Here is a 21,621-nt window from a genome sequence, read left to right on the forward strand (position 1 = left end):
GACGGCCGGGACGCTCAATCAGGATTGGCGGATGGTCAGTTGTACGGGTTGTCGTCGCCGCAGCCGCGCTGGTTGCCCGCGGAGACCTGCTCGACCGTGGTGATGACGATGCCGGTCGGCTCCGGCTGGCGGTGCTGCGGCAGCGCTGAGGTCGTGGCAGCGGTCGCCTCGGGACGGCGCGTGATCTGAACCGGGGTCGGGCTCATGATTCCTCCTTGTTCCCGTGCTGGCAGTAGTAACTCAGTGGTGCCTTCGCCGCCTGGTACACCTTCGCCATAGGTCGGCATACCCGGCAGGTGGACGACAGCTTGCAGCCGGAACATCCACCCGTGCGAAGCATTTGGGCGTCTGCGATCTCCGGCAGACGCAAGAGGGCTTCAGGCCCCTCGGTGATGAGATGGAGCGGGTTCTCCCGGCCGACCTTGCACATGGTCGCGTTGCCGTGCGGGTCGACGTGGAAGCTGGTGTGCCCGGCCAGGCAGCCCTGGAAGATCGCGGACTTGTCCAGATAGCCGGGCGTCTGCGAGTCGAGGGTCGAGCCGCTGCCGGTGTAGGTCGGCGAGATCGACCCGAACTCCTTGAAAGGGAAGCCGAGGTCGCGCACCAAGGCGCGCATCTCGTCCAGCTCCTCGATGTTGTGCTTCGTGATGATGATCGTGACCTCGACCGGTAGCTCCGCCTCCGCGGCGGCCACGAGGCCCGCGTAGGTGTTCTTGAACGCACTCTTCGTCTTGGTCAGCGCGTACGCGGTTTCAGGACTCGCGCCGTACATCGACACCGTGATCTTGTGCGGTCGGGCGTGGGCACCGCCATCCGCCAGCGCGAGACCGAGGAGGGCATGACCCCCGGGCACCTCGGCTCCCTGACGACGCTCAATCTCCAAGGCATCCTGCGAGTGCGTGACCGTCTCCCGGCCGAGACTCGGGATCGCATCGAGGTGGCCACCTATGACCAGACCATCCGTGTAAACATCGTGCTGATCGATGATGCCGTCTGTGTCGCGCAGCCCTACCTTCCACATTCCCGAGGCGTCGAGGCTCCCACGATGGTGATCAAGAGACGATGGCCCACTGCCGGGCTGTATCCGGTCTTCGAGCGCACCTTCGAGGAGCTTTGGACCGGCGGCCAGCTTCGATGACGGACTACACAGACCTCCTGCCGGTTGCACATCAGGCGATCGACCTGGCGCGAAAGACCATGCGCACCATGCAACCGGGCGTACTGACCGCCAAGGGTGATCGGGAGATGGCGAGCGAGGTCGACTACGCCATCGAGGACCAGGTCCGCACATTCCTCGCCCAGCACACCCCGGAGATCGGCTTCTTGCGCGAGGAGCACGGGCTCAGCGGCATGACGGACGGGCTGGTGTGGGCGCTCGACCCGGTCGACGGCACCGTCAACTTCGTCCACGGCTCCCCGCTCTGTGCCGTCTCGCTCGGTCTGATCACCGAGAACTGCTCGGTCCTCGGCGTCATTGACCTGCCCTTCCTCGGCAATCGCTACTCCGCGGCCGAGGGCAGTGGCGCCCACGCCGACGGCCGGCCCATCTCAGTCAGCACAACGAGGCAGATCAGCGACGCCGTGGTGGTGCTCGGCGACTACGCCGTCGGGCAAGGGGCCGCCGAGAAGAACTGGGCCAGGTTCGCCGTCACGCAGCAGCTTGCCGCGAACGTGCAGCGCCTCCGTATGCATGGTTCAGCCGCTATCGACCTGGCGTGGCTGGCCACCGGCCAGGTCGACGCCGTCGTCATGCTGGCCAACAAACCATGGGACACCGCAGCCGGCGTCGTCATCGCCCGCGAAGCCGGCGCACTGACGACCGACCGCGACGGGTCGCCTCACAGCTTCGAGTCGTCCGCGACGATCGCTGCCAATCCGAGCCTTCTCAGCGCCCTCCTGGATCTCGTCGGCGGCGGCCACCGGTAAGCCGTCACTGACGCGCGCTGGATGACGCCGGTCACCGTTTCTTCAGTTTTGAAGCTAAACCCTGGTCTTTCAGATTTGAAAGAGATACGCTGAAGCCCTCGAAGTCAGGAGGGCTTGAGATGCCTGCAATCACCGTCGATGACGTCCTTGTTCTGCCGCGTCTGCCGAAGCTGGACCCGGTCGCGACGGAATACCGTCCGGTTCGCCGCCTGACGACCGCGCCGAGTGGTTACGAGGGTGAGGGCTTCCCGGTCCGCCGCGCTTTCGCCGGCGTGCCACTGTCCGAACTTGATCCCTTCATCCACCTGGACCAGATGGGTGAGGTCGACTACGCGCCGGGTGAGCCGAAGGGCACCCCGTGGCACCCGCACCGGGGATTCGAAACGGTCACCTACATGATCGACGGCATCATGGACCACCAGGACTCGCTGGGTGGTGGCGGCTCGATCACCAACAGCGACACCCAGTGGATGACCGCCGGCTCCGGCATCCTGCACATCGAGGCGCCGCCGGAGCACCTGGTGACGAGCGGCGGCCTCTTCCACGGCCTGCAGCTCTGGGTGAACCTGCCGCGCGCCGCCAAGATGATCGACCCGAAGTACCAGGACATTCGTGGCAAGGCGTCCGCGCTGCTCACGACGCCGGACGGCGGTGCGCTGATCCGCATCATCGCCGGCTCGGTGGCCGGTCACGAGGGGCCGGGCTCGACGTTCACGCCGATCAACCTGGCTCATGTGACGATGCAGCCGGGTGCGCGGCTCGACCTGCCGTGGCAGCCGTCGTACAACGCGCTGGTCTACGCGCTCTCCGGCGAGGGCTGGGCCGGCACCGACCTGCGGCCGATCAAACTCGGTCAGCTGGCGACGTTCGGCGCTGGTGACGCGATTCGCGTGGAGGCTAAGACCGAGCTCGATCTGTTCATCATGGGCGGCCAGCCGATCCGGGAGCCGGTCGTCCACTACGGGCCCTTCGTCATGAACACCAAGGCGGAACTGCAGCAGGCCTTCGAGGACTTCCAGAAGGGTCGCCTCGGCACGGTTCCGGCGACGCGACTGCCGCACACCGATTGATCCCCCAAGGGGTACGTCGTGAGCCCGGCCCAGCGGCCGGGCTCAGCGGCCTTCCCGGGCCGGTGACGACGGCGGCGCTCGGCCGTGAACGGGCTGCCCGGGCCACGTAGACGGGGCCCGGGCCGTACAAAGAAGTGGTTCTACGCCTCTCGGTTGATTAACTTCCGGGAGTGATGATTCGTCTCGCGTCGCCGGCGGATGCCGCGGAACTGGTGCGTCTTCGTGGCGTCATGCTGCGCACTTTCGAAGCGGAGAACTGGAACGACGACTGGCATGAACCGGCCCGCCGGACACTGATCGAGCGACTGGGGCGGGCCGATTCGACGCTGGCCGCATTCGTGGTGGATCGGCCGGAGCGCGAGGGGCTCGCGGCGTGCGCGCTCGGGAGCATCGAGCAGCGGCTCGGGAATCCGTTCAACGCGGCCGGGCGGGTCGGCTACGTCTACAACGTCGTGACCGATCCTGACATGCGGCGGCGAGGGTATTCGCGAGGGTGCATGACCGCGCTGATCGCGTGGTTCCGCGAGCGCGGCGTGCTCGCCGTCGACCTGAAGGCGTCGGCCGAGGGCGAGCCGCTCTACCGGTCGCTGGGGTTCCGGCGCAGCGCGGAACCGGGGATGCGGCTCAGTCTCAGGTGACCGCGCCGGCCTCCAGCGAGCGCGCCAGGTCGGTGCGCAGGCGCTCGACGTCGATCTCCTGCTCGGCGAGGATCTGCATGGCCAGCCCCCGGCCCTCGCGGATCACGCCGAGCATGATGTGCTCCGGCGCGATGAACTTGTGCTTCAGCCGCAGAGCCTCGCGCAGGGACAGCTCCAGCACCTTCTTGTTCCGGCTGGAGAACGGCGTGTGGCCGCCACCGCCGCCCGAGTAGAGCTTCCCGAAGATCCCCCGCTTCTTCGGGGCGGGTCGCGGCAGGTGGAGCGCGCCGGCGCCGAAGTTCTCCTCGATCGCGGCACGAACCGCGTCCAGGTCGATGCCGATCGCTTTGAGGGCCGCCGCGTCCTCGGCGTCCCGGTCGGCCACGACCGTCTCGTCGCCCTGGTCGCCGACGTGCTGGACGACCGCGGCGCGTACCGCGTCACGGTCCACGCCCGCCTGGCGCAGCACGGCCCCGGCACCGCTGTCGACGGTGAGCAGCGAGAGCAGCACGTGCTCGGTGCCGATCACCGGATGACCCAGCTCACGGGCCTGATCCTTGGCGCCGGTCACGACGGCGCGGGCACTCTGGGTGAACCTCTCGAACATCTCAACCCTCCCGCGGGTCGGTCATCGGCATCAGCCGGGCATGTTTCTTGTGTACGCCCTGACGGGTCACCTCGAGCGCATCGGCGATCTCCTGCCAGGACCAGCCCTTGGTACGGGCATTCGCCACCTGGAGGTGCTCGAGGCCCTCCAGGAGGCGGCGCAGTGCGACCACCGCGCGCAGACCGACCCGGGGGTCGGCGCTGCTCGCGGCGGCGGCAAGGTCGGTTGCCTCGGTCATGACGTCAACCTACGTTGACACTATCCACATGTCAACCCCAGTTGACGGAGCAGGGTTCTAGGCTCACCTGTATGGATTGGATCGAACGCTTCGCCGACGTCGTCGTCAGGGCCGGGGTCAACGTGCAACCCGGGCAGGGCGTCGTCCTGAACACCGACACCGCCCACCTGGAGATCGCCCGCGCGGTGGTCGAGGCGGCCTACGCGGCCGGCGCCGCCTGGGTCGAGCCGATCTGGTCGGACGGTCCGATGCGCCGCTCGGAGGTCGACCACGCGAGCCTGGACCAGCTCCGCGCCAGCCGGCCCTGGGTGCTGCAGCGCACCCGCGAGTGGGGCGAGCAGGGCGCCGCCTGGATCACCCTGGTCGGTGACGCCGACGCGCACGTGCTCGACGGCGCCGACCCGGTGAAGGCGGCCGCGCGACGGGTCGAGGAGTCACACGCCCGGCGGGAGGCGGTGCTGGGCAAGCTGCGCTGGACGGCGGTCGGCGCGCCGAATCCGGGATGGGCCGGTCAGATCTTCGGTGAGCCCGACCTGGAGCGGCTCTGGCAGGCGGTCGGCACCGCGATGCGGCTGGACGAGGACGATCCGGTGACCGCCTGGCAGCACCGGGCCGCCACGCTCGCCGAGCGCGGCGCGGCCCTCGACGCGCTGGAGCTGACCGAGGTCCGCTATCGGGGCGAGGGCACCGACCTGACCGTCGGGCTGATCCCGGGCTGCCACTGGACCGGCGGCGGGATGGTCGACGACGCCGGGATCGCGTACATGCCGAACATCCCGACCGAGGAGGTGTTCACCAGCCCCGACCGCAGCCGGGCCGACGGCGTGCTGCTGGTCACCAAGCCGCTGGTGCTCAGCGGTCGCCTGGTCACCGGCCTGCGGCTGACCTTCGAGGGCGGGCGGATCACCGCGGTGGCAGCCGACGAGGGCGCCGACATCGTCGAGGCGCAGCTCGCCACCGACGAGGGTGCGCGCTACCTGGGCGAGGTCTCGCTGGTCGACCGGGACAGCCGGATCGCACAGGCCGGGATCGTCTTCCACAACACGCTCTTCGACGAGAACGCGGGGTGTCACGTGGCGTGGGGGCAGAGCTTCCCGTTCGCGGTCCCGGGCGGGGTGGCGATGAGTCAGGAGCAGCGCGGCGCGCTGGGGCTGAACTCGTCGGGCGTGCACACCGACGTGGTGGTCGGCGGCGCCGGCATCACCGTGACCGGCAGCGGTCCGAAGGGGACGGTCGACATCATCCGCGACGACGAGTGGGTGCTGGGCTGAGACTGCCTGGTCCCGGGGCAGGTCCACGGCTGTCCGGCGGTGCCGCCCGGGTGTCGCGCCCGGGCGGCGGGGCCCACGCCGGCGATGCTCGCGGCCGTCAGGACATGAACAGGATCGCGGCCGTGCCGAGCAGCACCAGCAGGAGCATGGTGACGAGCAGGCCCGTCTCGGCGGACTCGGTGGTTTCCGGGACAGGGGTGGTGGTCAGCGGCTCGCTGCTCATGACGATGCTCCTCCGCGGGTGGAACTCCGGGCCGGGAAAGGGGACAACGATCGGGGGATGATCGCTTAGGAAGTGCGCGAGGCGGTCCAGGGGCTTACGGTGAGGGCGTCGTCGACCTCGGAGGGGTTGTCTGGTGCCATCGGAGGACTGGCTGCTGTCCGCCGCTGAACGCGGCAACCCACACACTGATTTACCCAACTGGTGCGGTGGAAACACAGCTGAACCGCTAATTCACGGGAAAACGTACTTCTCCCGACTTACCACGGAAGTGGAGAAGCTCGAAGCGGGTGACCACCTGTTCTTCACGGACTGGCGTGGTGACCCGGACGAGCTGGCCGTCGACGGCGGCCCGACGATCGCCGAGTTGTTCGCGGCGGCGGCCCGGCGCGGGGTGATCGTCAAGGGGCTGCTGTGGCGCTCCCACGTGGACAGGCTGGCGTACAGCGAGGAGGAGAACCGCAACCTCGGCGACCAGATCCGCGAGGCCGGCGGCGAGGTGCTGCTCGACCAGCGCGTCCGGCGCGGCGGCTCGCACCACCAGAAGCTGGTCGTGCTGCGGCACCCCGGGCGCCCCGAGCAGGATGTCGCGTTCGCCGGTGGCATCGACCTGTGCCACAGCCGGCGCGACGACGCGGACCATCGCGGTGATCCGCAGGCGGTGCGCATGGCGAAGGCGTACGGTCCGACCCCGCCCTGGCACGACGTCCAGCTGGAGCTGCGCGGTCCGGTCGTCGGCGCGCTCGACCACACCTTCCGCGAGCGCTGGTGCGACCCGGCGCCGCTGGACCAGCACGGCCCGATCTCCACGATCGCCGACCAGCTCAAGCACGCCGACCTGCACGCCGACCGCCTGCCGGAGAAGCCGCCGGACCCGCCCGAGTGCGGCCCGCTGACCGTGCAGGTGCTGCGGACGTACCCGGCGATGCGCCCGAAGTACTCGTTCGCGCCGCTCGGCGAGCAGAGTGTGGCCCGCGGCTACACCAAGGCGATCAAGCGCGCCCGCCGGCTGATCTACGTGGAGGACCAGTACCTCTGGTCGAAGGAGGTCGCGCAGCTGTTCGCCGAGGCGCTGCGGGAGAACCCCGAGCTGCACCTGATCGCTGTCGTACCGCGCCACCCGGACGTCGACGGCAGATTCGCGCTGCCGCCCAACCAGGTCGGCCGGGAACAGGCCATCGAGCTGTGCCGGCACGCCGCCTCGGACCGCGTGCACATCTTCGACCTGGAGAACGACGAGGGCACGCCGATCTACGTGCACGCCAAGGTCTGCGTCGTCGACGACGTGTGGTGCAGCGTCGGCAGCGACAACTTCAACCGTCGATCGTGGACCCACGACAGCGAGCTGTCCTGCGCGATCCTCGACGAGACGCCCGACGACCGGGAGCCGGTGGATCCGGCCGGGCTCGGCGACGGTGCTCGGCGATTCCCGCGCGAGCTGCGGCTGGCGCTGACCCGTGAGCACCTCGATCGCGACGACGATCAAGATCTTGCAGACCCGATCTCCGCCGTACGGACGATGACCGCCGCCGCCGAAGCCCTCCGCGACTGGCGTGACGGCGGCCGGCGGGGCCCGCGTCCACCAGGGCGCCTGATCCCGCACGAGACGACCCGGCTCCCCTGGTTCCAACGGCTCTGGGCGACTCCGGCGTACCGGCTGATCTACGACCCGGACGGGCGCCCCTGGCGTGACCGCCGGGCCGGGCGGTGGTGAAAGGTATACCTGGGTATACCTGGATTCGGGGGCCAGCCGGGTGGGTCGCGACCGCCCCGCTGCATACGGTGATGACGTGTCCACCACAAGCCTGACCGCGGCCCTGCGGGACCGTCGATACGTCGTCACCACCTGGCCCTGGCGCTCGGCGGCGTTCCTCGCCACCACCGCGGTCGTCGCCGCGCCCCTCTCCTTCGGTCTCACCCTGCTGTTGCTGCCGCTGCTGGTGGCCGCCCGCCGGGTCCTCCACGGTGACCTGCCCGGCCTCGCCGTCGTGGTCCTCGTCGTGGTCGCCACCGCGCTGCTGTTCGCCGGCGCCCCACTGGTCGCGATCCCGGTGGCCGCTGTGGAACGCCGTCGCCTGCGTCTGGTCGACCCGCGCCCGCTGCGTCCCGTCCGCCGGCCGGGCGACCTGGCGGGGCTGTACCGGGACGAGGCGACCTGGCGGGCGGTGCTCTACACCGTGCTGCTGGCGGTGCTGGCCCCACCGGTCGTCTTCGCCGCGTTCATCGGGCTGCTCGCGCAGGTGCTCGTGATCGGCAGCCCGTTCGGCGTCGGCGCCTGGCAGTTCGGGTCGTACACGATCGACGGCGGCCCGCGCAGTCTCCCGCTCGCGCTGGCCGGCCTGGTGCTGATCCCGCTCTGGCTCTACCTGGCCGGGGCCCTCGCCGCCGGGCAGGCGATGCTCGCGCGGCGACTCCTCGGCGCCGGCGATCCGCTGCGTGACCAGCTCAGCGAGGTGTCGCAGTCACGGGCCCGGCTGGCCGACGCGTTCGACGCCGAGCGCCGCCGGATCGAGCGCGACCTGCACGACGGCGCCCAGCACCGGCTCACCAGCCTGACCCTGCACCTGGGCATGGCCCGGCTCGACCTCCCGGAGAGCTCGCCGGCCGCCGAGCCGCTCGGGCTGGCCCACTCCCAGGCGAAGGAGTTGATGGTGGTCCTGCGCGACCTCGTGCACGGGATCCGCCCGCAGGTGCTGACCGATCTCGGGCTGCCGGCCGCGCTGCGCGAGCTGGCGGCAGGCTCGCCGGTCCCGGTGGCGGTCGAGGCCGCGATCGACGCCCGGCCGCCGGAGAGCGTCGAGACCACGGCGTATTTCGTGGCCGCCGAAGCCCTGACGAACGTCGCCAAGCACGCCCGCGCCACCGAGGCCCGGGTCCGGGTCAAGGGCGACGGCACCCACGTCGAGCTGGAGATCGAGGACAACGGGGGTGGCGGCGCTGATCCGCAGCTGGGCAGCGGGCTGACCGGTCTGGCGGATCGGGTGGCGGCCGCGGGCGGGCGGTTGCTGCTGGCCAGCCCGGCCGGTGGGCCCACGTTGCTGCGGGTGGAGCTGCCGTGTCCCCGGTGAGCCCTTCCACGCCTTCCCCAGCCCCGCGTCCCGCCACGTCACCTCCCGCCACGTCACCCCCCGCCACGTCACCCCCCGCCACGTCACCTGCCGCCGCGCCATCTCCCGCCATGTCACCTCCCACCGCGTCACCCCGTGTCGTTCTCGCGGAAGACGGCGTGCTGCTCCGGGAGGGGCTGACCGGGCTTCTGGAGCGGTTCGGGCTGACCGTGGTGGACGCGGTGGGCGACGCCGAGCACCTGATCACGGCGGTCGGTGTGCACGAGCCGGACCTGGTGATCACCGACATCAAGATGCCGCCCGACTTCCGCGACGAGGGGCTGCGAGCGGCGGTGCACCTGCGCCGGGAACGGCCCGGGCTGCCGGTCGTGGTGCTGAGTCAGTACGTGCAGGAGGAGTACGCAGCGGACCTGATCGGCACCGGCGACGGCGTGGGCTACCTGCTCAAGGACCGGGTGGCCGACATCGAGGACTTCATGGCGGCGCTGCGGACCGTCCTGGCCGGCGGGACCGTCGTTGACCCGGAGGTGGTGCGGCGGCTGCTGCACCGGCCGCGGGATCCGCTCGCCGGCCTGTCGCCGCGGGAGCGCGAGGTGCTCGGGCTGATCGCGGAGGGCCGGTCGAACTCGTCGATCGCGGGCGCGCTGTTCGTCAGCGAGACCGCGGTCGGCAAGCACGTCGGCAACATCCTGGCCAAGCTGGGCCTGCCCCCGACCGACGACACGAACCGCCGCGTCATGGCCGTCCTGACCTACCTCGGCGCCCGCCCTTGAGGCCCGGGCGGCCATCCCCCCAGCCGCGCGTTGCGCTTTCTGGCTGGTTCGCACCGTGGTTGTTCGTCAAAGGGGGTCCGCAGGAGAGGGCACAGGCGCGCCTCGTGCCCCGGCGGGTCAGCTCGAGGAGCCGGGGAGGAGCTGCCAGGTGTGCGGGGTCCAGATCGGGGCGGACGGGTCGCCGTCCAGGGCCAGGCCGACCCGCCAGTCGCGCATCGACGGGCGGTCCAGCTCCAGCCAGCGGTCGATCATTGCGATGGCCGCGGCGGCGCAGCGGTCCGCCTCCGGGCCGCCCGCGGCCACTGAACCGTCCGGGAGCACGGCGGCGCCGCTGCCACCGGCATCGTCCAGCAGGATCAGGTGGGCCTGGTCCCAGTCGGCCGGGGTGGCGAGGGTCGCCTGCCGGTCCCAGGCGCCGGCCGCGTACCAGAGGTCGCGATACGCGCTCGTGTCGAGCGGCGGCGACCAGCGGGCCGGCGCGGCCGGAGTCAGCTCGGGGAGCGTGCCGGCCGACCGCGGATGACTGCCGGCGTGGCGGGCACCGAGCGGCCCCGCCGCCGACATGAACCCGGAGGAGCAGACCACGGCCGCGGTCACCGGATCACCCGGGCGCACGGCGAGGACCGGGTGGTGACCGGCGTGCTCGACCGGGGCGATCACCAGGCCGTCCGGGGCCAGCTGCTCGAACCAGTGCGGCGAGAGCCCGGCGATCCCGACGGTCACGACGATGCGGTCGTACGTCGCCCCCGGATCGCCGAGATACCCGTCCCCGGCGACGACCCGCACCCCAGCGGCACCGGCGCGAGCGAGCGCCGCCCGCGCCCGGGCGGCGACGTCCTCTTGAACGTCCACACTGGTCACTGTCGCGCCGAGGGCCGCCATCAGCGCCGCGTTGTAGCCGGTCCCGGCGCCGACCTCGAGCACCCGCATCCCGGGCCGCAGCTCCAGCGCGCTCAGCATGATCGCCATCAGTGACGGCTGGCTGGACGAGCTGATCGGCACGTCGCCGTTCAGCTTGGTGATCAGCACGTCGTTGCGGTACACCGTGGCCAGGAAGTCCGGGTCGCCGGGCGTCACCCATCCGCCGTTGCGGCGGTGGAAGCCCTCCGGCACGAACAGCTCGCGTGGCACGGATCCGAAGGCCTCGGCCAGCTCGGGCGTCAGCCGCACGCCGTCCTGCCGGATCAGATCGAGATAGTGCCGCCGGGCATCCGCCATGTCCACACGGTACGCACCTCCATGGCCGTCTCGCTCAGCCGAGCGCGCCGCCAGGCCCTGCACTCAGCCGCGAGCCGCCGAAGCGGCCGCGGCCAGGCACTCCGGCACGTCGCTCGCGTGGTACGGCCATTCCGCCTGTTCGATGTTCGCCAGGAAGCCCGCATACGTCGCGGCCGCCTGCAACGCCGCGACCGGCCGCAACAGCTCGACGGCCCGTTCCGGGTCGCAGCCCGGCACCGCTTCCCGCCACCGCCGCGCCCAGGCCGTGACCAGCGGCTCCGGCGATTCCAGGCCCTCGGCGAGCCGCAGCAGGTCGAAGGCGGGATTGCCGATCGCTGAGTCACCCCAGTCGACGATGACCGGGCCGGCCCCGCCGCTGGTCCGCACGTTGCCGGGGTGCAGATCGCCGTGGAGCAGCGTGTCCGGCAGCCCGCACGCGGCGGCCGCGGCCAGCCGCTCCGGCAGGCCGTCGATGAGCTCGGCGAGACCGGGGATGCCGCCGACGTACGGCGCGGCCACGTTGACGAACCGCCCGACGTCGAGCCGTTTGTCGGGCACCCCGCCCAGCTCGTCGAGACGGCCGGCGAAGTGCGCCTGCACCGGGTGGAACGCCTCGGACACGGCCGCGCACAGGTCGGCGCCGGCACCGTACCGATCCTCGCCGGGGACATGGGCGAGCAGCATCCGGCCGGATGCGCCGGAGGCCATCACGTAGGGCACCAGGCCGGGCGCGACCGAGGCGACCAGCCCCAAGACGACGGGCTCGTGCGCGAAGAAGCCGGGCACCTGCTTGAGCCAGGCGACCGGGCCGCCGGGGCCGTCCATCCGCCAGATCGCGGAGAGGTTCCAGGTCCGCTGCTGGGAGGCGGTCACCCTGGGCAGGCCGAGCCGGTCGAGCACCCCGGCGGCCCAGGCCAGCGTGGCGCCCGGCCCGCCCGGCTCGGCCCACGGCGCGCGCTGGGCGTGCGGCACGAGGTCGGCGCCGAGCGGGGTCAGCCCCGCGGGCCGTTCGCGGGTCTCGGCCAGGTAGGTGACGTGCCCGCCGGGCGGGGCAGGCCGGTCCGCGTGCAGCAGCCGCAGCACGGTGACGTCGGCCCCGGCCGCGGCGACCACCTCCGCCGTCTCCTGCCACCAGGGGCTGTCGACGGTGAACGGCGGCAGCGCGCCGAGCAGCTCACCGGCCGGATCGACCAGCACCAGGGTCACGGTTCGAGACACTGCCTCATTCTGGCCCATAGGTGCGCGCGATCGGCCCGCCCGTGCAGACGCAGCCGGGCCATCCCGCCGTCGGGGTAGATGTCGAGCCGTGCGTGGGTCACCTCCGGCCCCTTGAGCAGCGGGAACCGGTGCGGGGTGTCGGGTCGCAGGGCGGTCCTCGGCAGCAGCTCGACCTGGTCGCCCTCGGCCGTGATGCCGGTCAGACCGGCCCAGCCGGGCGCGTTGCCCTTGAAGTGGCTGGTGTCCAGGTCGGCGAAGCGCAGCCTGGCCGGGGCGGCGAGCTGCACCAGCACCCAGTCGTTGGCGTCGTCGCGGCGGCGGGACGTCTCCCAGCCGTCGCCCATGTTCAGCGCGAGACCGGGCATCAGCATCCGTTGCGGGTGGCCGTAGAACATGTTGCTGCAGTCGACGACGCGACCGCCGTGCTCGGCCGCGGCCACGTCGAACACCTTGGGCAGCAGGTCCGGGTCGGGCACGACCTCGCCGTGCACGCGCAGCCGGGCGACCCCACCGTCCGGGAAGATGTTGAGCCGCACGTGGGTGAAGCGCCGCGTGTCCCCGATCGGGAACACGTTGCTGCTGTCACCCTTGAGCTCCGCGCGTGGCAAAACCTCGGACCACGCCGCTTCGGCGAGCTCCTCCGGCCCCGGGTAACCGGGCAGCGCCACGGCGTCGAGCGAGGCGAACGGCGGGAAGTTGCCGGTGAAGAACGCGGTGTCGATGTCGACGCCGTGGATCACGCCGGGCGCGCCGAGCCGGACGACCGCGAAGTCGTGCCCGGGGCTGCGGCGACGGCGGGTCTCCCAGCCGTCGTACACCTGGCCCTTGTGGTCGAAGGTCTTCGGCGCGTGCCCGGGCGCGGACGGCAGCACGAGATGGCCGGCCGCCGCGAAGAACTCGTCGTTGGCGTGCACCACGCCACCCCCGAAGGCCCGCGACGCGAGGTCGGGCAGTGCGGTGAAGTCCTCCATCAGCTCTCCCTCGTCAGAAAACGGCCGGCCGGTCGCGCGCCGGTGACCTGCGATCCGCGCAGCCAGGTGGTGCGCACGACACCCTTCAGAGTCTTTCCCGCGTACGGCGTGACGGGGTTCTTGTGATGCAACGCGTGCGCGTCGACCACGAACTCGGCGTCCGGGTCGAACGCGACCAGGTCGGCATCCGCCCCGACCGCGATCCGGCCCTTCCGCGGCAGCCCGACCAGCTCGGCCGGGCGGGTCGCCATCCAGCTCACCACGTCGGCGAGCGAGTGACCCCGCTCCCGGGCGGACGTCCAGATCACCGGCAGCCCGAGCTGCACCGACGCGATGCCACCCCACGCCGCGGCGAAGTCCCCGGTGTCCTGCCGTTTCAGCTCCGGCGTGCACGGCGAGTGGTCGCTGACCACGCACGTGATCAGACCGTCGGCCAGCGCGGCCCAGAGCCGGTCGGCGTTCGCCCCGTCGCGGATCGGCGGGCAGCACTTGAACTCGGTCGCGCCGTCCGGGATCTGCGCCGCGTCGAGGGTGAGGTAGTGCGGGCAGGTCTCGGCGCTGACCCGCACGCCGACGGCCCTCGCCTCGGCGATCAATGGCAGGGCGGAGGCGGCCGACAGGTGCAGGATGTGGACCCGCCGCCCGGTCGCACGGGCGACGTCGATCGCGGTGGCGACCGCGGCGTGTTCCGCGTCGGCCGGCCGGGAGGAGAGGAAATCCGCGTAGGCGGCCGAGCTCGCGGCGTCCCGCAGGTGCTCCGGATCCTCGGCGTGGACCACGAAGAGCGCGTCGGCGGCAGCCATCGCCGCGGTGAGCTGGGCCCGGTCGACCGGTGGGAACTCCGGGACGCCGGAGTCGGCGAGGAACGCCTTGAAGCCGAAGACACCCGCGGCGTGCAGGCCGGGCAGGTCGGGCGCGTTGCCGGGGATCGCACCGCCCCAGAACCCGACGTCGACGTGGCACTGGCCGGTGGCGGCCGCCTGCTTGGCGGCGAGGGCGGACCTGTCGACCGTGGGCGGGAGACTGTTGAGCGGCATGTCGATGATCGTGGTGACTCCGCCGGCAGCGGCCGCTCTCGTGGCGCTGGCGAACCCTTCCCAAGCGGTGCGTCCTGGTTCGTTGACATGCACATGAGTGTCCACGAGACCCGGTGTCAAGCAGGTGTCAGCGAGATCGACGTCGGTGGCCGCCGGCAGCTCCACGCCGTACGGGAAGATGCCCTTGATCGTCCCGGCCTCGACCGCGACGGCGGCCGGAGCCTCGCCCTCCGGCATGATCGCCCGCCGTGATCGCACCACAAGATCGAACATGGGCCGACCCTAACCGCGATTTGTTTCCGCGGATGCCCTTCCCTGCCGCACCCGATGTCGCAGGCGTAGCCTTCCCGCCATGATGCGACGGTGGGGACTCGCTCTCCTCAGTGCGGCGTGTGGCGTGCTCGTCGCCGCCCTCAAGGCCGCCCAGGGTGCGACGGTGAGCGCGGCGGTTCTGCTGGCGCTCTTCCTGGCCCTGGGCGTGGTGACGTCGCCGCTGGTCTTCCCGCGCGGGGTGCGTGCCGCCGAGGCCGTCGCCGGGAGCCTCCCGATCGTCTACTGGCGCCCCGGTTGTCCCTATTGCGTGCGGCTGCGCGCCCGGCTCGGCCCGGAGTCCGACCGCGTGCAGTGGGTCGACATCTGGAAGGACCCCGAGGCCGCGGCGATCGTCCGCGGTTTCGCCGACGGCAACGAGACCGTGCCGACCGTGGTCATCGGCGGCGAGGGATTCGTCAACCCCGATCCGCAGTGGCTCAAGGACCGACTGCAGACGGTTTAGGCTCCCGTCACGGTCAGCGCGCGCGATCGGTCGCGGCTCACCGGGCGCGCATGGATCCACCGCAGGAATCTGTCGAACATCTCGGGCGGCGACCGTCTCGGCAGGTCGGCGACGGCCCGTTCGAGGTGGCCGGACATGTAGAGTGCCAGCGACACCCGATCCGACTCGGCGGCCAGGACGGCCCGGGCGGGTTCGCAGGGCCACGGACGTCCGCAGGAGCGGCACTCCCAGGACGGGCGTTCCCACAGATGCTCCGGCGCGCCGTCCGGCGTCTCGCGGCCGGGCTCGTCGTCACCGAGGTGCAGGCTGCGGGTCACCGACGGCGGCGGGATCGTCGCCGCGTCCGGGCACGGGTACCAGGGGCACCCGCACGAGCATCGTTGTCTCCAGGGTTGATACCAGATTCGTACCGGTTCGTGTCGCACCGTCATCGCCTCCCGGCTATGCGGTGTTGTACGTATCCGGCGCGGCGTGGTTCGAGGTCAACGGCGATGCGGCGCAGGCAGAGTTGGCACCTTATGAAGCGCCCAGGAGCGGCCCGGCTCGGGTGCCGTTCGTCGCGGCGTTGCCGGCCGGGCCGGCCGCGCACACACGCGTCTCATGATGCCGCCAGCGCCGCCAGCCGCTCGCGGGGGAAGCCCGCGTCGGTCAGGGCACCGCAGTCGAGGCCGCGCAGCAGGTAACCGGCGAGCGCACGGGCGGTGGCCGGCTCGTCCAGGATGCCGCTGCCCTGCCGGTCCAGGTAACGCTCCAGGCGGGTGACGGCGGCGGCGCGACCGTCACGGAAGAACGAGTACGTGGCCGCGTACCGGCTGGGCAACTGGGCGGGATGCAGGTCCCAGCCCTGGTAGAAGCCGCGCTCCAGGGAACGCCGGACCAGCCGGTGATGCAGCTGCCAGGCGGCGTGCACGTCGTCGCGGCCGCCGATCGGCAGGATGTTCGTCGAGCCGTCGGAGAGACGCACGCCGGTCTGCGCGGCGGCGGCCTGCATCACCGCTTTGGCGTAGTCGGCGACCGGGTGCTCCATCGACTGGTACGCCGCGGCCACGCCCGCCGCGGCACTGTAGTCGTAGGTGCCGTAGTGCAGGCCGGTGCACCGTCCCTGAGCAGCGGTGATCAGCGCGGCGACGGTGGCCGTCCCGTCCGCGGCGAGCACCGCCGACGGCAGCTCGACCTGGATCTCGAACGTGAGGGCGCCGGGGGTGCGCTCGAGTTTCTCGCAGACGGCGACCATCGCCTCGACCTGGGCCGGGCCACTGACCTTGGGCAGCGTGACGGTGACCTCGTCCGCCCAGGCGTCGAGGAACAGGTCGAGGGTCCGCAGCGCGCGGCGCCTGGTCGGCGCTTCGAGAGACTTGATCCGCAGGCCGAGGAAGGGCGGGCGGGGGCCGTCGCGCAGGATCGCGGCGGCGGTACGGACCGCGGCGTCCTCCTGGTCGTCGTCGCGGACGCCGTAACCGTCCTCGAAGTCGACGCGCAGGTCCTCGATCGGCTCCCGGGCCAGTTTGTCGCGGACCGCGGGGTCGGGCCACGGGAAGTCGTGCTGATCCATCGTGGACAGCGCGATGGTGCCCCAGTCGCGGAACCCGGCCAGCCGGTCGGCCGGGACGTACACCGTGTGCACCGGCTGCCGGCCGGCGCGTTCCCCCGGATAGCGGGCCCGGAGGAACGCGTCGTGAGCGGCCAGGCGCCCGTCGATCTCGGCGTGATCATGATCGGACAGGCGCATGGGTACCTCTCAGTCGATCGAGTCGTAGGCCGCGCTGGTCAGGAAGTCGGCGAAGTCGTCGGCGAGCGCGACCCGCTCGAAGAGCTTGCGCGCGTCCTCGAAGCGGCCGCCCTCCCCCGCGGTCTCCTTGATCTTGGCGAGCTCCTCGTCCTCGATCCGGGCGACCAGCTCGGCGGTGATCGGGGTGCCGTCCGGCAGCTTCACGCCGTTGTGGATCCACTGCCAGATCTGCGAGCGGGAGATCTCCGCGGTGGCGGCGTCCTCCATCAGGTTGTGGATCGCGACCGCGCCGTTGCCGCGCAGCCACGCCTCCAGGTACTGCAGGGCGACGTTGACGTTGTTGCGCAGGCCGGCCTCGGTGACCCGGGCGTCCAGGCTCGCGACGTCGAGCAGGTCACGCGCGTCGACGGCGACATCCGGACGCTGCTTGTCGAGCTGGTTCGGCTTGTCGCCGAGCACCCGGTCGAAGATCGCCTGACAGACCGGGACCAGGTCGGGGTGGGCCACCCAGGAGCCGTCGAAACCGTCCCCGGCCTCGCGCTCCTTGTCCTCGTTGACCTTGGCCAGGGCCACCTCGTTGACCTGCGGGTCGCGGCGGCTCGGGATGAACGCGGCCATCCCGCCCATCGCGAACGCGCCACGCTTGTGGCAGGTCGAGACGAGCAGCTCGGTGTAAGCGCGCATGAACGGCGCGGTCATCGTCACCGAGGCACGGTCGGGCAGGATCATCCGCGGGTTGTCCCGGAAGTACTTGATGATGCTGAACAGGTAGTCCCAGCGGCCGGCGTTCAGGCCCGAGATGTGCGGGCGCAGCGCGTAGAGGATCTCCTCCATCTCGAACGCGGCCGGGATCGTCTCGATCAGCACGGTGGCGCGGATGGTGCCGACCGGGATGTCGAGAGCCTCCTGCGCGTACGTGAAGACGTCGTTCCACAGAGCGGCCTCTTTGTGGGACTCCAACTTCGGCAGGTAGAAGTACGGGCCGGAGCCGCGGGCGAGCAGTTCCTTGGCGTTGTGGAAGAAGTAGAGCCCGAAGTCGACCAGGGCACCGACGGCCGGCTCGCCGTCGACCGGCAGGTGACGCTCGTCGAGGTGCCAGCCACGGGGGCGCATCACGATGGTCGGGTAGGGACCGCCGTTCAGCTCGTACGTCTTCTTCTCGGTCGTGAGCGTGATCGTGCGCCGGATCGCGTCGTGGAGGTTCTGCTGGCCGTCGACCACGTTGGACCAGTGCGGCGTGTTCGCGTCCTCGAGGTCCGCCAGCCACACCTTGGCGCCCGAGTTCAGCGCGTTGATGGTCATCTTCCGCTCGGTCGGCCCGGTGATCTCGACGCGCCGGTCCTGAAGATCGGCCGGCGCCGGCGGGGCGGACCACTCGGCGGCACGGATGTCGGCGGTCTCGGCGAGGAAGCCGAGGCTGGCGCCCGCGGCGATCTCGGCCCGCCGCGCGGCACGCGCCTGGAGGAGCTCGTTGCGGCGCGGACGGAACCGACGGTTGAGCTCGGCGACGAACGCCACGGCCTCGTCGGACAGGATCTCAGTCATCGTTGACGGCTCCTCTCGGTGTGGTTACTCCCGCGTAGCGTAGTGGTGACGCCGCCGCACGCAAGCGGTCGAGACAGCCAAGAACATCACAGTGAGGTTTCCCCGTTCATCAGCCGGCGATGTGCTCGCCGGGCCTCGAGCGTCAATGTCTCCTCGTCGGCGTTGACCAGCTCGCCCCGCTCGACCACCGGCTTCCCCCCGACCAGCGCCAGCTCGACCCGGGCCGGCGGGCCGAAGACCAGCGCCGCCACCTTGTCGTCGATGCCGTCGTGGCCCAGCCCGTCGAGCTTCCACATCACCAGGTCACCCAGCTTGCCGACCTCGATCGACCCGAGATGCTCCTGCCGGCCCAGGCAGCGCGCGCCGCCCATGGTGCCCAGCCGCAGCGCCTCGCGGGCATCCATCGCCCCCGGCCCGCCACGCATCCGCGCGGTGTAGAGCGCCTGCCGCAGCTCCGCGCCGAGGTGCGAGACCTCCTGCGACGCCGCGCCGTCGACCCCCAGCCCGACCGGCACGCCGCTGTCCACCAGCTCGCGCACCCGGGCCATGCCCGCACCTAGGCGTGCGTTGGAGCTCGGGCAGTGGGCCACGCCCGTGCCGGTCGCGCCCAGCCGGGCGATCGCCGGGTCGTCCAGGTGCACGCCGTGCGCGAGCCACACGTCGTCGCCGAGCCAGCCGACGCGCTCCGCATACTCCACCGGGGTGCAGCCGAACTGCTTGCGGCAGAACTCCTCCTCGTCGTCGGTCTCGGCGAGATGCGTGTGCAGCCGGACCCCGCGGCGCCGGGCCAGGGTCGCGGCCTCCTCCATCAGCCGGGTGGTGACCGAGAACGGGGAGCACGGCGCCACCGCGATCTGCAGCATCGCCTCGGGTGACGGGTCGTGCCAGCGGTCGATCGCCGCCTCGGTCGCGGCCAGGGCCTCGTCGGTGTCCTCGACGACGTGGTCCGGCGGGAGGCCGCCGTCCTTCCGGCTCAGGTCCATCGAACCGCGGGTCGGATGGAAGCGCAGACCGAGTTTCCGGGCCGCCAGGATCTCGGCCTCCAGCACGTCGCCGCCGTCACGGGGGAAGACGTAGTGGTGGTCCATCGTGGTGGTGCAGCCGGAGAGCGCGAGCCAGCCCAGCCCGGCGCCGGCCGCGGCGCCGACGATCTCCGCGTCGAGACGGCCCCAGATCGGGTAGAGCGTGGTGAGCCAGCCGAACAGGGTCTCGTCGAGCGCGAGTCCCCTGGTCGCCCACTGATAGAGGTGGTGGTGGGTGTTGATCAGTCCCGGGGTGACCAGGTTGCCGGTGGCGTCGATCCTGGTTCCGGGAAGCTCCGATCGGCCGGGCCCGACAGCTGCGATCCGGCCGTCGTCGCCGACCACCACGTGACCGTTCGTGTACTCGGTCGCGTTCGCGTCGACGGTCGCGATCGTGGCGTTCTCGATGACGATCACAGGTACCACTCCGTCGTCGCCGGCGGCACGTCGTCGCGGGTCACGGTGCCCTCGATCAATCCGTACGGCCGGTCGCCCGCGATGAACACCTCGTTCTCGTTCTCCAGGGCGAACGCCGAGAGATCGACCAGGTAGTGATGCTTGTTCGGCAGCGCGAGCCGGATCTCCGCGAGCTCCGGGCGGCTCGTGAGGACCATCGTGCCCATCGACATCAGCGTCTGCTGCAGCGACAGACTGTACGTGTTGACGAACGCGCCGGTCATCGCGTCGACCGCGCCGTGGAAGGACTTGTCCCAGTCGGCGTCGTCGCCCAGGTGCCGCCACTTCGCGTCGACGGCGGTGGCCAGGATGCGATCGGTGGTCTCCGGCAGGGTCGTGTAGCGATCCCTGACGAAACCGTGGAACTCCGACGCTGTCGTGTTCATCAGCACCAGGCCGGTGATGCCCGAGACGACCTGCGTCGACTCCCTGGTCACGGTGACCGTGGCGGTGCGCGTGTGGTCGCCGCGCCGCCGGAACGAGTGCGGGCCGAGCCGATCCCACGCGAACGACTCGACACTCACCCGCGCGGACTCGACCTGGCCCTGCGTCCTCACGAAGTGGCGGGCCAGGAGCAGCGCGAACGCCTCCGGCTCACCGACGCCGTGCTGCTTGGCGAACGCGTACACCGTGTTCTTCATCGTGTCGGTGGGAAGCACGCCGGAGTTGTCGCCCGTCAGATGGGTCGCGGTCAGGTCACCGGCGAGCGCGATGCTGACGTTGAGGTCCACCAGGCCGTGCGTGTCACCGTCGCGGTGCACGCGGACCAGACGGGTCTCCGCCTTGCCGTAACGATTGTGGCCGAGCACGATCGCCAACGCGTTTCAGCTCCCTCGGTAGGTGGTGTAGCCGTACCGGCTGAGCAGCAACGGCACGTGGTAGTGACGTTCCGGGTCGTGGATGTGGAAGGCGACCATGATCTCCGGGAAGAAGCACTCCTTGCCCAGGTACGGCTCGACGTAGAAGAGCAACCGGTAGCCGCCGGCCTGCCAGTCCCGCACCGGCACGCGATAGCGCAGCCGGCCGTCCTTGTCGGTGCGGCCCTCGTCGATGGTCTGCCAGCCGTTCGCGTCGCGGCGCTCCAGCCGCACGTAGACGTCCGCTGCCGGATCACCGGTGCTGGTGTCCAGGATGTGCGTGGAGATCCGGGCGTGGAAATCGGCGATGGTCCCGTCAGAGGGCATCGAGCACCCGCTCCAGCCGCAAACCGGCGATCTTGCGAAGCTCCTCGGCGACGACGGCCCGCTCGGCCGCCTCGTCGTTGCCCAGCCGCTCACGGGCCGCATCCAGGATCTCGGCCTGGCTGCGGCCGCTCGCGAAGATCAGGAAGACGTGGCCGAAGCGCTCCTCGTACTCCCGGTTCGCCGCGACCAGCGCCTGCCTCGTCCCGTCGTCAGCGCTGCGGGCCGCCGCCGACTGCTCGGCACGGGACCAGGCGGCCTCGCGCGACTCGCCCGCCGCGCGCTCGCCGATGCGCGGGTGCGCGGACAGGCCCTGGACGATCTCTTCCCAGGTCAGCGCACGTGCGGCGGCATCCGCCGCGGCGACGATCGCGGCCCGGTCGGCGAACGGCCGCCCGGCGAGGATCCCGGCGCCCCAGGACGGCGCGGCGAGGCAGGCCAGCAGCTGCTCCCTCAGGCGCTCGGCCGGCAACGCGTTGAACGTCTCGACCGCGGTCATCGCGTCCCTCTCCTCGCGTTGCGGCGTCGCAACGAGCCGGGAGCCGCCCCCATGGACTCGCACATCGCCTCACCCCACTTCCGTGTTGATCAGTCAAGCAGGCCCGCTCCGCCGCGGGCACCGCCGGAGCGAAGAATTAACACGGCCACCCTGCCACGA

24 protein-coding genes and 1 pseudogene are annotated in these 21,621 nt (G+C 71.2%); 9 read left to right on the forward strand and 16 right to left on the reverse strand.

All coding sequences use genetic code 11. The annotated features are described in order from the left end of the window. Positions 1 to 35 precede the first annotated feature (35 nt). Together Acy02nite_RS18990 and Acy02nite_RS18995 are read right to left on the reverse strand one after the other, a co-directional pair. On the reverse strand, positions 36 to 206 hold the full coding sequence (locus Acy02nite_RS18990; protein ID WP_203742326.1) for a hypothetical protein: 171 nt from the start codon (positions 204 to 206) through the stop codon (positions 36 to 38). Next, entirely contained in the window at positions 203 to 778 is a 576-nt protein-coding gene (locus Acy02nite_RS18995) for a hypothetical protein (RefSeq protein ID WP_369009912.1), read from the reverse strand. Before Acy02nite_RS18995 ends, Acy02nite_RS18990 begins: the two co-directional genes overlap by 4 nt. A 21-nt stretch (positions 779 to 799) precedes the next feature. Here Acy02nite_RS18995 and Acy02nite_RS47610 point away from each other — a divergent pair, with 21 nt between their 5' ends. From Acy02nite_RS47610 to Acy02nite_RS19010, 4 genes are all read left to right on the forward strand, one after another. Then, complete coding sequence (locus tag Acy02nite_RS47610; protein ID WP_369009913.1) at positions 800 to 1,138, forward strand: DUF5919 domain-containing protein; 339 nt, start codon at positions 800 to 802, stop codon at positions 1,136 to 1,138. Further along, on the forward strand, positions 1,114 to 1,926 hold the full coding sequence (locus tag Acy02nite_RS19000; RefSeq protein ID WP_239174996.1) for an inositol monophosphatase family protein: 813 nt from the start codon (positions 1,114 to 1,116) through the stop codon (positions 1,924 to 1,926). The genes Acy02nite_RS47610 and Acy02nite_RS19000 overlap by 25 nt, the downstream gene beginning before the upstream one ends. A 119-nt stretch (positions 1,927 to 2,045) precedes the next feature. Continuing rightward, the gene (locus Acy02nite_RS19005) at positions 2,046 to 2,996 is read left to right on the forward strand and encodes a pirin family protein (RefSeq protein WP_203742330.1); all 951 of its coding nucleotides are present in this window, start codon (positions 2,046 to 2,048) and stop codon (positions 2,994 to 2,996) included. 173 nt (positions 2,997 to 3,169) lie between these two features. Next, positions 3,170 to 3,634, forward strand: coding sequence for a GNAT family N-acetyltransferase (locus Acy02nite_RS19010; protein ID WP_203742562.1), 465 nt, complete (start codon positions 3,170 to 3,172; stop codon positions 3,632 to 3,634). Here the strand turns inward: Acy02nite_RS19010 and Acy02nite_RS19015 are convergent. Beyond that, entirely contained in the window at positions 3,627 to 4,241 is a 615-nt protein-coding gene (locus Acy02nite_RS19015) for a Clp protease N-terminal domain-containing protein (protein WP_203742332.1), read from the reverse strand. The genes Acy02nite_RS19010 and Acy02nite_RS19015 overlap by 8 nt on opposite strands. Position 4,242: 1 nt before the next feature. After that, entirely contained in the window at positions 4,243 to 4,479 is a 237-nt protein-coding gene (locus Acy02nite_RS19020) for a helix-turn-helix domain-containing protein (protein ID WP_203742333.1), read from the reverse strand. Positions 4,480 to 4,550: 71 nt separating this feature from the next. Between Acy02nite_RS19020 and Acy02nite_RS19025 the strand changes: the two genes are divergently transcribed. After that, positions 4,551 to 5,750 carry an aminopeptidase gene (locus tag Acy02nite_RS19025; RefSeq protein ID WP_203742334.1) on the forward strand — a complete coding sequence of 400 codons (1,200 nt, stop codon included), beginning with the start codon at positions 4,551 to 4,553 and terminating at the stop codon, positions 5,748 to 5,750. 97 nt (positions 5,751 to 5,847) lie between these two features. Here Acy02nite_RS19025 and Acy02nite_RS47205 read toward each other — a convergent pair whose 3' ends face one another. Next, complete coding sequence (locus tag Acy02nite_RS47205) at positions 5,848 to 5,973, reverse strand: hypothetical protein (RefSeq protein WP_264653291.1); 126 nt, start codon at positions 5,971 to 5,973, stop codon at positions 5,848 to 5,850. Positions 5,974 to 6,106: 133 nt separating this feature from the next. Between Acy02nite_RS47205 and Acy02nite_RS19030 the strand changes: the two genes are divergently transcribed. The 3 genes from Acy02nite_RS19030 to Acy02nite_RS19040 all read left to right on the forward strand — a co-directional run bounded on the left by Acy02nite_RS19030 (position 6,107) and on the right by Acy02nite_RS19040 (position 9,811). Further along, positions 6,107 to 7,684 carry a phospholipase D family protein gene (locus tag Acy02nite_RS19030; protein WP_203742335.1) on the forward strand — a complete coding sequence of 526 codons (1,578 nt, stop codon included), beginning with the start codon at positions 6,107 to 6,109 and terminating at the stop codon, positions 7,682 to 7,684. A 76-nt stretch (positions 7,685 to 7,760) separates the two neighbouring features. Next, complete coding sequence (locus Acy02nite_RS19035) at positions 7,761 to 9,038, forward strand: sensor histidine kinase (RefSeq protein ID WP_203742336.1); 1,278 nt, start codon at positions 7,761 to 7,763, stop codon at positions 9,036 to 9,038. Between the two features lie 110 nt (positions 9,039 to 9,148). After that, complete coding sequence (locus Acy02nite_RS19040) at positions 9,149 to 9,811, forward strand: response regulator (protein WP_203742337.1); 663 nt, start codon at positions 9,149 to 9,151, stop codon at positions 9,809 to 9,811. 117 nt (positions 9,812 to 9,928) lie between these two features. Here Acy02nite_RS19040 and Acy02nite_RS19045 read toward each other — a convergent pair whose 3' ends face one another. The 4 genes from Acy02nite_RS19045 to allB form a co-directional block, all read right to left on the reverse strand. Further along, positions 9,929 to 11,029: a protein-L-isoaspartate O-methyltransferase family protein gene (locus Acy02nite_RS19045; RefSeq protein ID WP_203742338.1), complete on the reverse strand. Its 1,101-nt coding sequence runs from the start codon at positions 11,027 to 11,029 to the stop codon at positions 9,929 to 9,931. 63 nt (positions 11,030 to 11,092) lie between these two features. Beyond that, positions 11,093 to 12,247: an aminoglycoside phosphotransferase family protein gene (locus Acy02nite_RS19050; protein ID WP_203742340.1), complete on the reverse strand. Its 1,155-nt coding sequence runs from the start codon at positions 12,245 to 12,247 to the stop codon at positions 11,093 to 11,095. After that, positions 12,232 to 13,218, reverse strand: a complete 987-nt coding sequence (gene alc, locus Acy02nite_RS19055; protein WP_203742342.1) for an allantoicase — start codon at positions 13,216 to 13,218, stop codon at positions 12,232 to 12,234. The genes Acy02nite_RS19050 and alc overlap by 16 nt, the downstream gene beginning before the upstream one ends. After that, entirely contained in the window at positions 13,218 to 14,528 is a 1,311-nt protein-coding gene (gene allB, locus Acy02nite_RS19060; protein ID WP_203742344.1) for an allantoinase AllB, read from the reverse strand. Before allB ends, alc begins: the two co-directional genes overlap by 1 nt. Positions 14,529 to 14,607: 79 nt before the next feature. Here allB and Acy02nite_RS19065 point away from each other — a divergent pair, with 79 nt between their 5' ends. Continuing rightward, the gene (locus Acy02nite_RS19065) at positions 14,608 to 15,030 is read left to right on the forward strand and encodes a glutaredoxin family protein (protein ID WP_203742346.1); all 423 of its coding nucleotides are present in this window, start codon (positions 14,608 to 14,610) and stop codon (positions 15,028 to 15,030) included. Here the strand turns inward: Acy02nite_RS19065 and Acy02nite_RS19070 are convergent. The 7 genes and pseudogenes from Acy02nite_RS19070 to uraD form a co-directional block, all read right to left on the reverse strand. Further along, on the reverse strand, positions 15,027 to 15,347 hold the full coding sequence (locus tag Acy02nite_RS19070; protein ID WP_307872286.1) for a hypothetical protein: 321 nt from the start codon (positions 15,345 to 15,347) through the stop codon (positions 15,027 to 15,029). The two genes, Acy02nite_RS19065 and Acy02nite_RS19070, sit on opposite strands and share 4 nt — an antisense overlap. Before the next feature lie 281 nt (positions 15,348 to 15,628). Beyond that, positions 15,629 to 16,759: a DUF6986 family protein gene (locus Acy02nite_RS19075; protein WP_203742348.1), complete on the reverse strand. Its 1,131-nt coding sequence runs from the start codon at positions 16,757 to 16,759 to the stop codon at positions 15,629 to 15,631. A gap of 9 nt (positions 16,760 to 16,768) precedes the next feature. Beyond that, positions 16,769 to 18,307: pseudogene (aceB, locus tag Acy02nite_RS19080) on the reverse strand (malate synthase A); the annotation flags it as partial. An 83-nt stretch (positions 18,308 to 18,390) separates the two neighbouring features. Further along, complete coding sequence (locus Acy02nite_RS19085) at positions 18,391 to 19,743, reverse strand: 8-oxoguanine deaminase (protein ID WP_203742352.1); 1,353 nt, start codon at positions 19,741 to 19,743, stop codon at positions 18,391 to 18,393. Then, a complete protein-coding gene (gene pucL / locus Acy02nite_RS19090; protein WP_239175015.1) occupies positions 19,740 to 20,591 on the reverse strand; it encodes a factor-independent urate hydroxylase in 852 nt (283 codons plus the stop codon). Before pucL ends, Acy02nite_RS19085 begins: the two co-directional genes overlap by 4 nt. Before the next feature lie 15 nt (positions 20,592 to 20,606). Beyond that, positions 20,607 to 20,966 carry a hydroxyisourate hydrolase gene (gene uraH / locus Acy02nite_RS19095; protein ID WP_203742357.1) on the reverse strand — a complete coding sequence of 120 codons (360 nt, stop codon included), beginning with the start codon at positions 20,964 to 20,966 and terminating at the stop codon, positions 20,607 to 20,609. Then, positions 20,956 to 21,462: a 2-oxo-4-hydroxy-4-carboxy-5-ureidoimidazoline decarboxylase gene (uraD, locus tag Acy02nite_RS19100; protein WP_203742359.1), complete on the reverse strand. Its 507-nt coding sequence runs from the start codon at positions 21,460 to 21,462 to the stop codon at positions 20,956 to 20,958. The genes uraH and uraD overlap by 11 nt, the downstream gene beginning before the upstream one ends. Positions 21,463 to 21,621 lie beyond the last annotated feature (159 nt).

Origin of the sequence: Actinoplanes cyaneus, assembly GCF_016862095.1 — a bacterium.
Classification (GTDB): domain Bacteria; phylum Actinomycetota; class Actinomycetes; order Mycobacteriales; family Micromonosporaceae; genus Actinoplanes; species Actinoplanes cyaneus.